Here is a 13,973-nt window from a genome sequence, read left to right as displayed (position 1 = left end):
GGGGCTTCCCGGGTTCCACGGGCCGGCCGTCGGCTCAGTAGTCCTCGTCGTCGCCCTCGATGGCGGCCTGGCGGCCGCTGGAGAGCGCCTCGAAGGCGAGGTACTCGGCCTCGGCGGCGTCCCGGCCCTTCTGCTTCTCGCGGCGGCGGTCGACCGCCGGACGCGGGTTCTCGAAGCGGTGGTCCTCGCCACGGCGCCCGAGCATCTCGGCACCGGCGGCCATGGTCGGCTCCCAGTCGAAGACGACGGCGTTCTCGTCGGGGCCGATGATGACGGTGTCGCCCTCCTGGGCGCCGATCTTCCACAGCTCCTGCTCGACGCCGAGGCGGGCCAGCCGGTCGGCCAGGTAGCCGACGGCCTCGTCGTTGGAGAAGTCGGTCTGACGGACCCAGCGCTCGGGCTTGCCGCCGCGGATGCGGTAGGCGCCGTCCTCCTCGCCGATGGTGAAGCCGGCGTCGTCGACGGCCGCGGGCCGCAGCACGATCCGGGTGGACTCCTCCACCGGCTTGGCGGCACGGGCCTCGCCGACGATCTGCGCGAGCGCGAAGCTCAGTTCGCGCAGGCCCTTGCGGGAGGCGGCGGACACCTCGAAGACCCGGTAGCCGCGCTCCTCCAGGGAGGCGCGGGTGAGGTCGGCGATGTCCTGGCCGTCCGGCACGTCGACCTTGTTGAGGGCGACCAGTCGCGGGCGGTCCTCAAGGCCGCCGTACTCGGCGAGTTCGGCCTCGATGGTCTCCAGGTCGCTCAGCGGGTCGCGGCCGGGCTCCAGGGTGGCGCAGTCCAGCACGTGGACGAGCACCGAACAGCGCTCGACGTGCCGCAGGAACTCCAGGCCGAGGCCGCGGCCCTGGCTGGCGCCGGGGATCAGGCCGGGCACGTCGGCGATGGTGTAGACGGTCTCGCCGGCGGTCACCACGCCCAGGTTGGGGATCAGGGTGGTGAACGGGTAGTCGGCGATCTTCGGCTTGGCCGCGGAGAGCACCGAGATCAGCGAGGACTTGCCGGCGCTCGGGTAGCCGACGAGCGCGACGTCGGCGACGGACTTGAGCTCCATGACGATGTCACGGGCCTCGCCGGGCTCGCCGAGCAGCGCGAAGCCGGGCGCCTTGCGGCGGGCGGAGGCGAGCGCCGCGTTGCCGAGGCCGCCGCGGCCGCCCTGGGAGGCGACGAAGCTGGTGCCGTGGCCGACCAGGTCGGCGAGCACGTTGCCCTGCTTGTCGAGCACCACGGTGCCGTCCGGCACGGAGAGGACGAGGTCCTGGCCGTCGGCGCCGGTGCGGTGGCCTCCGGCGCCGGGCTTGCCGTTGGTGGCCTTGCGCTTGGGCGAGTGGTGGTATTCGAGCAGGGTGGTGACCTGCGCGTCGACCGTGAGGACGACGCTGCCGCCCTCACCGCCGTTCCCGCCGTCCGGGCCGCCGAGCGGCTTGAACTTCTCGCGGTGCACGGAGGCGCAGCCGTGGCCTCCGTTGCCCGCGGCGACGTGCAGCTCGACGCGGTCCACGAAGGTGGTCATGGGTGTCCTCCAGTGCGAAGAAGTCTCTGGTCTGTCTGCGGTAAAGCACGAGGGGCGGACCGGAACATTCCGGCCCACCCCTCATTGTGAGTCTGGTGTGACTCAGGCCTCGACGGCCACGACGTTGACGACCTTGCGGCCGCGGCGGGTGCCGAACTGCACGGCACCGGCGGTCAGCGCGAACAGGGTGTCGTCGCCACCGCGGCCGACACCGGCACCCGGGTGGAAGTGGGTGCCGCGCTGGCGGACGATGATCTCGCCGGCGGAGACGACCTGGCCGCCGAAGCGCTTCACGCCGAGGCGCTGGGCGTTCGAGTCACGGCCGTTGCGGGTAGAGCTTGCGCCCTTCTTGTGTGCCATCTGGCTATCCCCTTACTTGACCGAGTCGATGCTGGTGATGCGCACCGCGGTGTGCCGCTGGCGGTGGCCCTGACGACGGCGGTAGCCCGTCTTGTTCTTGTAGCGCAGGATGACGATCTTGTCGCCCTTGGTCTGGTCGACCACCTCGGCGTGAGCCTTCACGCCGGCCAGCACCCACGGGTCGGAGGTGACGGCCTCGCCGTCGACGACCAGGATGGTGGAGAGCTCCACCGAGTCACCCGGCTTGGCCTCGATACGGTCGATCTCCAGCACGTCGCCGACGGCGACCTTGTGCTGGCGGCCGCCTGCGCGAACGATCGCGTACATGCGGTACCTACTTTCCCAACTCGGTCGGAGCTCCTGATGCCAGCCACCTGGGTACGGACACAGGGGCCTCCCCCGTCGTCCTCTTGCGAGGCCCGGGAGGTGATGTGCTCGGGAGCATGGCGTAGACACGCCGATGGTCAAGAATACGGACCGGCCGCCGATGGGGCAAACCGGCCCGTACGGGCCCGGGGCGGAGGGTGTCCGCCCCGGGCCGGGCACTACTCGGCCGCCGTATCACCCTCGGCGGCCGCCGCCTTCTTGGCCGCCGCGCTCGTCCGCTTGGTGGCGGTCTTGCGGGCGGTGGTCTTCTTGGCCGCGGCCGCCGTCGTCGTCTTCTTGGCGGCGGTGGTCTTCTTGGCGGCGGTCTTGCGGGGGGCCCGCTTCTTCGGGGCGGGCGCGTCCTCGGCGGGCTCCCCGGCCTCGGCCGGCCCGGCCTGGGCCGCGGTGGCACCGGCCTCGTCGGCCTGAGCCCCGGCGTCGGACCCGGTCGGCTCGACCGGCTGCTCCGCCACGGCCTCCGCGGTCCCGGCGACGGCCGGAGCCCCGGCGGTCCCGGCCTCGTCGGCCGACGGCTCGGCGGCCGGGCTGACGGCCGCGAGGGCCGACTCCAGCGCCGCCTCCGCCTTGGCCTGCAGCACCACGATCTCCGCCTCGCCCGGCGCACCGGCCGGGGCCGTGGCCTTGCGCACCGCCCGGCGGCGGGGCCGCCCGGTGGGCGCGGCGGCCGGAGCCTCGGTGACCGGCGCCTCGGTGACGGGGGCCTCGGTGACCGGCGCCTCGGCGGCCACCGGCTCGGCGACGGCCGCGGCCGTCGTCTCGGCCACGCCCGGCACCTCGATCGCGAGCTGGCCCTCGATCTCCTCGCGGACCGGCGCCTCGGTGCCGTCCTCGGAGTCCTCCGGCGCCTCGACGGCCTCGGTGACCTCCACCGCCTGCGGCTCCTCGTGCGCCGCGCCGCCCTTGCCCCGGCGCCGGCGCTTGCCGCCGGCCGGGCCCGCCTCGACGGCGGCCGCGCCGCCGGCGGAGTGGACGTGGCTGCTCGGCTGCTCCATGTGGACGATCACACCGCGGCCGTTGCAGTGGACGCAGGGCTCGGAGAAGGACTCCAGCAGGCCCTGGCCGACCCGCTTGCGGGTCATCTGCACCAGGCCCAGCGAGGTGACCTCGGCCACCTGGTGCTTGGTCCGGTCCCGGCCCAGGCACTCCAGCAGGCGGCGCAGCACCAGGTCGCGGTTGGACTCCAGGACCATGTCGATGAAGTCGATCACGATGATGCCGCCGAGGTCGCGCAGCCGCAGCTGGCGCACGATCTCCTCGGCCGCCTCGATGTTGTTCCGGGTGACCGTCTCCTCCAGGTTGCCGCCCTGGCCGACGAACTTCCCGGTGTTGACGTCGATGACGACCATCGCCTCGGTGCGGTCGATCACCAGCGAACCGCCGCTGGGCAGCCAGACCTTGCGGTCCAGCGCCTTCATCAGCTGCTCGTCGATCCGGTAGGTGGCGAAGACGTCCACCTCGGAGGTCCACCGCTGGAGCCGGCCGGCGAGGTCCGGGGCCACGTTGGAGACGTAGTCGTGGATGGTGTTCCACGCCTCGGTGCCGGAGACGATGACCTTGGTGAAGTCCTCGTTGAAGATGTCGCGGACGACCCGGACGGTCATGTCCGGCTCGCCGTACAGCAGCGCGGGGGCGTTGCCGGTCGCGGCCTTCTTCTGGATGTCCTCCCACTGCTGCTGCAGCCGCTGGACGTCGCGGGTCAGCTCCTCCTCGGAGGCGCCCTCGGCGGCGGTGCGCACGATGACGCCCGCGTCGTCCGGGACGATCTTCTTGAGGATCTGCTTCAGGCGGGCGCGCTCGTTCTCCGGCAGCTTGCGGGAGATGCCGGTCATCGAGCCCTCGGGCACGTAGACCAGGTAGCGGCCGGGCAGCGAGATCTGGCTGGTCAGGCGGGCGCCCTTGTGGCCGATCGGGTCCTTGGAGACCTGCACCAGCACGGACTGGCCGGACTTCAGCACCGACTCGATGCGGCGCGGGCCGCCGTGGCCACCGAGCGCGCCGAAGTTGACCTCGCCGGCGTACAGCACCGCGTTGCGGCCCTTGCCGATGTCGACGAAGGCGGCCTCCATCGACGGCAGCACGTTCTGGACCTTGCCCAGGTAGACGTTGCCGACGTACGAGGTGGCCTGCTCCTTGTTGACGTAGTGCTCGACGAGCACGCCGTCCTCCAGGACGCCGATCTGGGTGCGCTGGCCGTTCTGGCGCACCACCATGACGCGCTCGACCGACTCGCGGCGGGCCAGGAACTCGGCCTCGGTGATGATCGGCACCCGGCGGCGGCCCAGCTCGCGGCCCTCGCGGCGGCGCTGCTTCTTGGCCTCCAGACGGGTGGAGCCCTTGATGGACTGCACCTCGTCCGGGTCGAAGGACGGCTCGGTGGAGCGGCGGCGCGGCTCGCGCACCTTCACCACCGTGCGGACGCCGTCCTCGGTGGTCTCGGCGGCCTCGACGGCGCCGGTCTCACCGCTGCGGCGGCGGCGCCGGCGGCGCCGCCGCGAGGAGGACAGGCCGGCGGCCAGGTCGTCGTCCTCGTCGTCCTCGTCGGCGGACGCGGCGGCCGGCTCCTCGTGGACGGGGTGCTCGTTCTCGGGCGCCTCGGCGTCGGTGTCCTCGGCCTCGCCGCGGCGGCGACGGCGGCCGCCCCGGCGGCGACGGCGCGACGGGCGGCCGTCCTCCCACTCGTCCTCGGCCTCGGGGCCGGTGGTGGGGGCCTCGACGACGGCGGGCTCCTCGGCGACCGGGGCCTCGGCGGCGGGCGCAGCGGCGGCCGGCTTCTCGACCGCCGGCTTCTCGACCGCGGGCTTCTCGGCGAACGGCTTCTCGACGGCGGCCTTCTCGACGCCCGGCCTGTCGCCGCCGGACCGGCGGCGGGACGGCGTCTGCACCCGCACCGAGGTGCGGACGCGGCGGCGGCGGCCGACGCCGCTGTACTCGAACTCCTCCTCCTCGCGCGGGGCCTCGGCGGCGGCGGGCTCCTCGGCGGCCGGGGCCCCGGCGGCGGGCGCCGCGACGGGCGCGGCGGCGGCCGGCTTCTCGGCGGCCGGAGCCGTGTAGGGCGCGGGCTCCTGGAAGACCGGCGCCTGGAAGAGCGCGGTGGAGGGGCGGACGGCGCGGCGGCGCACCCGCTGCGGCGGCTCCGCCTCGGCGGCGGGCGCGGGCGCGGGCTGCTCGACGGCCGGCTCCTCGACCGGGGTCTCCTCGGCCTCGGGCTCCTCGGCGGGGGCCTCGACGGCCTCCGGCTCCTCGGCGACGGGGGCCGGGGCGACCGGAGCGGACTCGACCACCCGGCGGCGGCGGGGACGGCGCGCCGGGGCGGCCGGCGCCTCCTCGGCGGGCGTCCCGGCGGCCACCGGCTCGGCGGCGGGCTCGGCGACGACCTCGGCGGTGACGGGCTCGGCGGTGACGGGCTCGGCCGCGGCGACGGCCTGCACCGGCTCCTCGACCGGGGCGGCCTCCGCCTTCTTCCGGGTCCGGCGGGCCCGCACGGGCTTCTCCGCCGGCTCGGCCTGCTCGGCGGCCTCGGTCTTGGCGGTCTTCGCCGCCTTGGCCCTCGTGGTCCTGGCGGCCGGGGCCTCGGCGCTCTCCGGCGGGACGGCCGCCCCGTCGGCGTCCGGCGAAGTGACGACGATCGCGGTGGCCTCGGGCGCACCGGCGGGCGCCTCGGCGCGCTTGCGGGTGCGGCGGGCGCGCACCGGCTTCTCCTCCGCCGCTTCGGCGGCGGGCGCCTCGGTGGGCTCCGCCGGGGCGGGGGTCGCGGCGGCTGCCGCCGGGGTCTCGGCCGGCAGGACCGTCTCGGCGGCCTCGGAGGCCGCGCCCTGCGGAGCGCCGGCCGGGCGGGACACCGCGCGGCGGCGCCGGCGCGGCGGCGCCGCGGACCCGGTCTCGCCGCCGGTACCGGCGGTGTCGGTCTGTTCCGTGGCCGCAGACTGCTGCGGATCGGTGTTATCGAGCATGCGGGTGGATCTCCCGTCAGGCCCCCGGGCTCCGCATCCGGGCACGGCGGGGCACCGGTGGCCGGCCGGCATCGTGTCGATGCTCGGGCCGGACCCTCTCACGGTGCCGCCGTGCGGACGCGAGGCCGCACAGGGACTCGTAGTCTCGCTCGGCGCCCCGCACTCGGCGGGGTGTCGAAAGTCTTCTGGTTCTGACCAGTCTTCTGAGGTTTTCCCAAGCTGTGCCGTCCCCCAACCCCGGATGGCTCCCGGAGGGGGCCCTCGGGCCCACCGGCCCTCGGGGCCTGCGGGCCGCAAGGAGACCGGCCTGTGCTTCGACGACGTTCGCTCCCCTGGGGAGCCGCGGGGGCCCGGAGGACCATCGGGCCCAGTCGAGGAACTGGACCCGGCCTCCGCCCGCTAGGCGGACGCGGTTGCGCGCGGCTCGCCGGCCGTCACAGGGCCGGCCGGGGCCGCGGCGCGGTCGAGCGCCAACGGGTCGGTCACCGTGCCGGTCCCCTCGTCGAGCGGCCCCTGCGCCAGCCTGGTCACCTCTGCGGGGACCGGCGGCGCCAGGTCGGCCGTCGCACGGAGACCGGACAACACGTCGTCGGGTCGTACGGCGGGTGTGGCGTGTCGTACTACCAGGCGCAGTATCGCACAGGGACGCCCGGTCCGAACATCGCGGGCCTGTTCGCCCGCCGTGTCCGCACCGCCGTCGACCTGCGGCGGGACGATTTCGAGAGCCGCCACCGCGCCGCGCGCGTCGAAGACCCGAAGGCCGTTCTTGGTGAGGCGTTCGACCTCGACCCGCTCCTCGGCGAGGAACGCCGCGGCCGCGCGGGCCGCCTCCGCGGGGTCGACGCCCTCCAGCCGGACCCGCCACTCGGAGGCTTCGAGGCGCTCCACGAAGTTGGACGTCCGCACCTCGACCGCGTCGATCACGTCGAGGCCGTCGGGCAGCGACCCGTCCAGCTGGACGCGCAGTTCCTCCGGGTCGCGGGGGGCCGCGAGCCCGATCTCCAGGTACTCCGCCTCGCTGGCCACGCCGGTCGGCGCGGCGTTGGCGTAGGACACCTTGGGGTGCGGGGTGAAGCCGGCCGAGTAGGCCATCGGCACCGCCGACCGGCGCAGGGCGCGCTCGAAGGCGCGCTGGAAGTCGCGGTGGCTGGTGAAGCGGAGCCGGCCGCGCTTGGTGTAACGGAGACGGATCCGCTGCACCGTCGGCGCGGGCGGCGGACCGTCGGGCGTACGGCGTGCCAGGTCGCTCAGTCCTTCGTCAGTGTGTCCCCGTCCGCGGCAGCGGTTTCCCGCCACTGTCCGGACTCTGTCACCTCAAAGGGTACGCGCCCCCGCCACCCCTCCGCCCCGCCCCTGCCCGGGCCGGTGCCCCCGGAACACGCGGCCCCGGCACGGAAGTGCCCCGGCGGACAGGTCCACCGGGGCACTTCCCAAAGACGACCATCCAGCGATGGTCACATTCTTGTCACAATTTGACTACTTGTTCACCACGGTGAGCGGGAGCATCTTCTTCCCCGTGGGACCGATCTGGATGTGGGTGTCCATCTGCGGACAGACCCCACAGTCGAAGCAGGGGGTCCAGCGGCAGTCGTCGACCTCGACCTCCTCCAGGGCGTCCTGCCAGTCCTCCCAGAGCCAGTCCTTGTCGAGACCGCTGTCCAGGTGGTCCCAGGGCAGGACCTCCTCGTAGCCGCGCTCGCGGGTGGTGTACCAGTCGACGTCGACGCCGGTGCCCGCCAGGCCCTTCTCCGCGGAGGCCATCCAGCGGTCGTAGGAGAAGTGCTCGCGCCAGCCGTCGAAGCGGCCGCCGTCCTCGTAGACCGCGCGGATGACGGCGCCGATCCGGCGGTCGCCGCGGGAGAGCAGGCCCTCGACGATGCCCGGCTTGCCGTCGTGGTACCGGTAGCCGATGTTCTTGCCGTACTTGCGGTCGCCGCGGATCGAGTCGCGCAGCTTCGCCAGACGGGCGTCGGTGGCCTCGGCGGACAGCTGCGGGGCCCACTGGAACGGGGTGTGCGGCTTGGGCACGAACCCGCCGATGGAGACGGTGCAGCGGATGTCGTTCTGGCCGGTGACCTCGCGGCCCTTCTGGATGACGTTCTTCGCCATCTCGCCGATCTGGAGCACGTCCTCGTCGGTCTCGGTGGGCAGGCCGCACATGAAGTACAGCTTCACCTGGCGCCAGCCGTTGCCGTACGCGGTGGCGACGGTGCGGATCAGGTCCTCCTCCGACACCATCTTGTTGATCACCTTGCGCATGCGCTCGCTGCCGCCCTCCGGGGCGAAGGTGAGGCCCGAGCGGCGGCCGTTGCGGCTCAGCTCGTTGGCGAGGTCGATGTTGAAGGCGTCGACGCGGGTGGACGGCAGCGACAGACCGATCTTGTCGTCGGCGTAGCGGTCGGCCAGGCCCTTGGCGACGTCACCGATCTCGGTGTGGTCCGCGGAGGACAGCGACAGCAGGCCGACCTCCTCGAAGCCGGTGGCCTTGAGTCCGCGCTCGACCATCTCGCCGATGCCGGTGATGCTTCGCTCCCGCACGGGGCGCGTGATCATGCCGGCCTGGCAGAAACGGCAGCCGCGGGTGCAGCCGCGGAAGATCTCGACGGACATCCGCTCGTGCACGGTCTCGGCGAGCGGGACGAGCGGCTGCTTGGGGTACGGCCACTCGTCGAGGTCCATCACGGTGTGCTTGGAGACCCGCCACGGCACGCCGGGGGCGTTCGGCACGACGCGGGCGATCCGGCCGTCGGCCAGGTACTCGACGTCGTAGTACTTCGGCACGTACACGCCGCCGGTGCGGGCCAGGCGCAGCAGCAGCTCGTCGCGGCCGCCGGGGCGCCCCTCGGCCTTCCAGGCCCGGACGATCTTCGTGATGTCGAGGACGGCCTGCTCGCCGTCGCCGATCACCGCGCAGTCGATGAAGTCCGCGATCGGCTCGGGGTTGAACGCGGCGTGACCGCCGGCCAGCACGACCGGGTCGTCGTCGGTCCGGTCGCGGGCGTCCAGCGGGATGCCCGCGAGCTCCAGCGCGGCCAGCATGTTGGTGTAGCCGAGCTCCGTGGAGAAGGAGAGCCCGAACACGTCGAAGGCGCGCACCGGCCGGTGGGCGTCCACGGTGAACTGGGGGACGCCGTGCTCGCGCATCAGTGCCTCCAGGTCCGGCCACACGCTGTAGGTGCGCTCGGCGAGGACGCCCTCCTGCTCGTTGAGCACCTCGTAGAGGATCATGACGCCCTGGTTGGGCAGGCCGACCTCGTAGGCGTCGGGGTACATCAGCGCCCAGCGGACGTCGCAGGCGTCCCAGTCCTTGACGGTCGAGTTGAGCTCGCCGCCGACGTACTGGATCGGCTTCTGGACGTGCGGGAGGAGGGCCTCCAGGCGTGGGAAGACCGATTCGACAGTCATGAGTACTAGGAACCCTTACGACGTTCGGGACCGCCGCGCACTCCGCGGGGCGACGGCTGGGAGGGGTGACCCTCAAGGGTAGCCGAACCGCCGTACGTCCCGGCGCGGCCGGGATCCGGCGGCGGCCCGTCCGGGGACCGGTGCCGGGCCCGCGCAGGCCCGGGACCGGGGGCGTCCTGGCCGGTCCCGGCACGTGAACGCGGCCCCACCGCCGGTCCACCGCGGCCCCACCGCGGGACCTCGTCGACTGTTGACACGCTCCGAGGCCGCGTGCGGTACTGGCAAGGCTCCACCCGCAGGTCCTGCGCGTCCCCGGGAAGAGGGAGTCGGCCACGCGCGCACCGGCCGCCCCGGGCGGGCCGGGCGCGACCCGCGCCGCGCTCCCGACCGAGGCACCGGACCGCGCCGCCGCCCGCCCCGAGGACAGGAGAGCCATGACCGACACGGGCCGGCGGGTACGCCGGATCGAAGCCCCCCGCCACGACGCCGAGACCTATCCGACGGTGGAGCGCGCGATCGCCGCGGCCCGCCGGCTGGCCGACCGTCACCCCGGACGCTGCCGGGTGCGCGAGGTCGGCCGCTCCCGGGCGGGGCGCCCGCTGGTCCTGGTCTCGGTGGACGAGGGCGAGCACACCGTGCTGGTGGTCGGCGGACCGCACCCGAACGAGCCGGTCGGCCTGGCCTCCGCCCTCCGGCTCGCCGGCCGGGCGCTGGAGCTGCCGCCGCGCCCGGGGGTCGGCTGGCACGTGCTGCTCTGCCTGGACCCGGACGGCGCCGCGCTCAACGAGGGTTGGCTGGACGGCCCGCTCACCGCGGCCCGGCACTACGAGCACTTCTTCCGCCCCGCCTTCCACGAGCAGCCGGAGCTGCTGCCGCACCCGGACGGCCCGCTGACGCCGATGCCGGAGAGCCGGGTGCTCACCGGGCTGATCGACGAACTGCGGCCGACGCTCCAGTGCTCGCTGCACGGCGTGGACTTCGGCGGCGCGTTCGTGCAGCTCACCCGGCCGCTGCCGGCTCTGGCCGACCGCTTCGCCCGCTCGGTCGCCCGCGGCGGGATCCCGCTGGACGTCGACTCCTACGACGCGGTCGGCTGGGACAGCCCGGCCCCCGGTACCTACGTGATGCCGCCGCCGGGCCGCGGCCGGCAGGCGCTGCCGGACCGGCCGGAGCTGTCCACCTGGTCCTACGCCGGGCGCTACGGCGGGACGACCGCGGTGCTGGAGGTCCCGATGTGGGCGATCGACGCGGTCGGCGACGCCCGCCCGGCGCCGGACGTGCGGGCCGCCGTCGGGGCCTGCGCGGACCGGCTGGCCGGCCGGGTGGCGGAGTTGACCGCCCTGCTGCCGCAGGTGCCGCCGCACGCGGGGGTGGCGTACGGGCCGCTGCTGCGCGCCGTCGAGTTCAACCTGGCGGTCTGCCGGCCGGTGGTGGACGACTGGCTGGCCGTCTGGTCCACCGCGCCGCTGACGGTCTCCCGGGTGACCACCGCCCGGATCGTGGCCGAGCGGGTGCCGCTGCGGATCGCCTCGATGCTGCTGCGGCTGCTCGCCGACTCCGGCGGCCCGGCGGCGGACGCGGCCCGGGCCCGCGCCCGGGCGATCGTGGCGGCGAGCCTGGAGGGCCTGCACCGGCTGGGCGCCCGCTGGGTGCCGATCGACACCCAGATCGCCCACCAGACCCGGGCGGTGTTCGCCGCCGCCGACCTCCTGCTGCCCCGCGTCTAGGGCGTCTCTTGTGGATCACTGCCGGGCCCGCGACGCCGGGGCACGCACCTCGCCGCGTTGTCGTCGGTCGCCGATGCTCCGCAGTGGCTCCCTCCTCCGCCTCGCGATGCACGCACCCCGACGCCGCGGCCTGTCCGACGAGATCCACAAGACACGCCCTGGCCGTCCTGCCGCCCGTCAGCCGTCGAGCGGCGGGACGAGCAGCGGCAGCAGGAACGGCTCGATCAGTCCGGCCAGCAGGTGCTCGCCCTGCGGCGTGGGGTGCAGCCCGTCGGCGTAGAGCCTGTCGGCCCGTGCCACCGGGAGCACCTGACGGCCGTCCACCAGGTGCAGCCGGCGGTCGCCGAGCCGCTGGAGCACCCGGACGGCCGCTCCGGTCAGCTCGCGGATTCCCGCCAGGGTCAGCCCGGCGGCGTTGACGGCGTGCTCGCGCTCGACGGACGGCAGGGCCGCGATCACGGCGATCGGCGTGTCCGGGTGTCCGTCGCGCACGGTCTCGACGAAGCCGCACACGGCCGGGCCCCAGCTGCGGGCGGTGAACACGGAGCGGATGTAGGCGTTGGTGCCGATCTCCAGGGTGATCAGCTCGGCGGGGGTGTCCCGGACCACCCGGGCGACCAGCGGGTCGAGGTAGGCCTCGCCGGCGAACCCCAGGTTGCGCAGCCGCCAACCGTGCCGGCGGGCCAGCAGCGCCGTCCAGCTCTCGGACGGCCCGTGCGGGAACATCGCGTGGGTCAGCGAACTTCCGTAGGCGATCCAGCGCGGCCCGGTGCGCGGGACGGGCTCCGGCAGCCGCGGGCCGCGCAGGCCGACGGCGGCGAGGCGGGTGCGGGACAGGTGCGGCAGCCACACCTCGACGTCCGTCGGCGCTCCGGGCAGGGCGACGGCAAGCCGTTCCCGGCCGGGTCCCGGGTGCCGCCGGTCGACGAGCACGCCGTCGGCCAGGACGTCCAGGGGAGCGGTGCCCGTCTCGGCGTCCAGGTCCAGGAGCAGCTCCGTCGCGTCGGTACGCATGGCGAACCGGGCGCCGGCCGGGATCGCGGCGAGCCGGGCGAAGTTGTCGGAGAGCGTGGTGGCGATCCGCTCCCCGGGCATCCGCAGCGGCAGGACGCTCCCCCCTGACCGTTCGAAGCCGCAGATGCCGTCCCAGCCCAGCCGCTCGTCCGCCGGGTCGAGCCACACCACCCCCGGCTCCTCCGGCAACCCGTACTCCCCCACCGTCCCGGTCATCGCCGGTTCCCCGATCTGTCGGCCCGTCAGCAGCGCGGCACTCGATGCCGTATGCTCCAGAACGTAGTGGGGGAAATCATCTTACGTCAAACAATCTCTGGAGAGCGCTATGCTGGCCGTCCGCCACCGAAGGAGCCCCGATGGCCACCGCCCCCAGGCCCGCCCGCCTCCCCTCGCCCAGCCGGGCGGACGACGGCGGCGAGCGCCGGCGCTACTTCGCCGCCCTCACCCTGGACCGCCCGGACGTCGCCCTCTGCCGCGCCACCACCGCCGTCGCCCGCTCCATCGACGAGCGGCTCTCCGGCGGCCCGCTCACGGTGCCCCAGCACCTGGTGCTCAAGATGCTCGACTCCGTCGGCAGCTGCTCCCAGCAGGAACTGAGCGAGCAGCTGCGGATCGACCGCAGTGTCATGGTCGGCTGCGTCGACGCCCTGGAGGCGGCCGGCCTGGTCCGCCGCGAGCGCCACCCCCGCGACCGCCGCGCCTACGCCGTCACCCTCACCCCCGACGGGGCCGCCGCCCTGGCCGGTGCCGACCGCGCCATGGCCCCCGTCCTGGACCACGCCTTCTCCGCCCTCACCCCGGACGAGCGGGCGACGCTGGTCCGCCTGGCCCGCAAGCTCCTCGACGTCCCGCCGGCCGACTGAGGCCCCGCCCCGCGGCCGGCCCCACCGAACCCGGAGGCCACCGGCCGTGCCGCAGCTCGATCTGACCACCGACCAACTCCTCACCACCACGCGGGCCGTCCGCCGCCGCCTGGACCTCGACCGCCCGGTCGACCGGGCCCTGGTCGAGGAGTGCCTGGCGCTCGCCACTCAGGCCCCCACCGGACGCAACCGCCAGCGCTGGGACTTCGTGGTGGTCACCGACCCCGCACGGCGCGCCGCCCTCGCCCGCCTCTACCGCCTCGGCCTCACCCGCCCCCGGGGCCCGCTCCCGCGCACCGGCCTGGACCGCACCACCGCGGACACCGCCCGCCGGCTGCGCCTGGCCGCCAGCGCGCAGCACCTCTTCGACCACCTGCACGAGGTCCCGGTCCTGGTGGTGCCCTGCGTGCGGATCGAGGGCCGGCACGAACTGAACGGCCACGTCGGCCAGGCCAACGCCTGGGGCTCGATCCTCCCCGCCGTCTGGCAGTTCATGCTCGCCGCCCGCTCCCGGGGCCTGGGCACCGCCTGGACCACCCCGCACCTGCACTACGAGCGCGAGGCCGCCGTCCTGCTCGGCATCCCCCACGAGACGGTGGCACAGGTCGCGCTCGTCCCGCTCGCCCACACCCTGGGCACCGACTTCCGTCCCGGCCCGCGCGTCGACACCGCCCGAATCACCCACTGGGACAGCTGGTAACGGCCCCGGACACGCGGCGGGGCCGGCCCGGGAGAACCCCGGACCGGCCCCGCC

At 74.6% G+C, this 13,973-nt stretch carries 10 protein-coding genes; 3 read left to right on the top strand and 7 right to left on the bottom strand.

Going from position 1 to position 13,973, the window contains the following annotated elements; genetic code table 11:
- Positions 1–34: 34 nt before the first annotated feature.
- From obgE to ACFCX4_RS16395, 6 genes are all read right to left on the bottom strand, one after another.
- Positions 35–1,513 carry a GTPase ObgE gene (gene obgE, locus ACFCX4_RS16420; protein WP_376142895.1) on the bottom strand — a complete coding sequence of 493 codons (1,479 nt, stop codon included), beginning with the start codon at positions 1,511–1,513 and terminating at the stop codon, positions 35–37.
- 102 nt (positions 1,514–1,615) lie between these two features.
- Positions 1,616–1,873 (bottom strand): 50S ribosomal protein L27, encoded by a 258-nt coding sequence (gene rpmA, locus ACFCX4_RS16415; protein ID WP_355372266.1) that lies wholly within the window; start codon positions 1,871–1,873, stop codon positions 1,616–1,618.
- Positions 1,874–1,885: 12 nt separating this feature from the next.
- Complete coding sequence (rplU, locus tag ACFCX4_RS16410) at positions 1,886–2,200, bottom strand: 50S ribosomal protein L21 (protein WP_376142893.1); 315 nt, start codon at positions 2,198–2,200, stop codon at positions 1,886–1,888.
- Between the two features lie 218 nt (positions 2,201–2,418).
- A complete protein-coding gene (locus ACFCX4_RS16405; RefSeq protein WP_376142891.1) occupies positions 2,419–6,210 on the bottom strand; it encodes an Rne/Rng family ribonuclease in 3,792 nt (1,263 codons plus the stop codon).
- Between the two features lie 399 nt (positions 6,211–6,609).
- Positions 6,610–7,410, bottom strand: a complete 801-nt coding sequence (locus ACFCX4_RS16400) for a TIGR03936 family radical SAM-associated protein (protein WP_376142889.1) — start codon at positions 7,408–7,410, stop codon at positions 6,610–6,612.
- 276 nt (positions 7,411–7,686) lie between these two features.
- Positions 7,687–9,615, bottom strand: a complete 1,929-nt coding sequence (locus tag ACFCX4_RS16395; RefSeq protein WP_376142887.1) for a TIGR03960 family B12-binding radical SAM protein — start codon at positions 9,613–9,615, stop codon at positions 7,687–7,689.
- 434 nt (positions 9,616–10,049) lie between these two features.
- On the opposite strand from ACFCX4_RS16395, the gene ACFCX4_RS16390 reads away from it, so the two are divergent.
- The gene (locus ACFCX4_RS16390) at positions 10,050–11,342 is read left to right on the top strand and encodes a M14 family zinc carboxypeptidase (RefSeq protein ID WP_376142885.1); all 1,293 of its coding nucleotides are present in this window, start codon (positions 10,050–10,052) and stop codon (positions 11,340–11,342) included.
- 177 nt (positions 11,343–11,519) lie between these two features.
- Here ACFCX4_RS16390 and ACFCX4_RS16385 read toward each other — a convergent pair whose 3' ends face one another.
- Positions 11,520–12,572 carry a GDSL-type esterase/lipase family protein gene (locus ACFCX4_RS16385; protein WP_376142883.1) on the bottom strand — a complete coding sequence of 351 codons (1,053 nt, stop codon included), beginning with the start codon at positions 12,570–12,572 and terminating at the stop codon, positions 11,520–11,522.
- Between the two features lie 140 nt (positions 12,573–12,712).
- On the opposite strand from ACFCX4_RS16385, the gene ACFCX4_RS16380 reads away from it, so the two are divergent.
- Together ACFCX4_RS16380 and ACFCX4_RS16375 are read left to right on the top strand one after the other, a co-directional pair.
- Entirely contained in the window at positions 12,713–13,219 is a 507-nt protein-coding gene (locus ACFCX4_RS16380; protein WP_376142881.1) for a MarR family winged helix-turn-helix transcriptional regulator, read from the top strand.
- 46 nt (positions 13,220–13,265) lie between these two features.
- Positions 13,266–13,919, top strand: coding sequence for a nitroreductase family protein (locus ACFCX4_RS16375; RefSeq protein ID WP_376142879.1), 654 nt, complete (start codon positions 13,266–13,268; stop codon positions 13,917–13,919).
- Positions 13,920–13,973: the final 54 nt, after the last annotated feature.

This window comes from Kitasatospora sp. NPDC056327 (assembly GCF_042261735.1).
GTDB lineage: Bacteria > Actinomycetota > Actinomycetes > Streptomycetales > Streptomycetaceae > Kitasatospora.
Note: the sequence above shows the minus strand (reverse complement) of the source record. Positions and strands in the feature narration are given on the sequence as shown.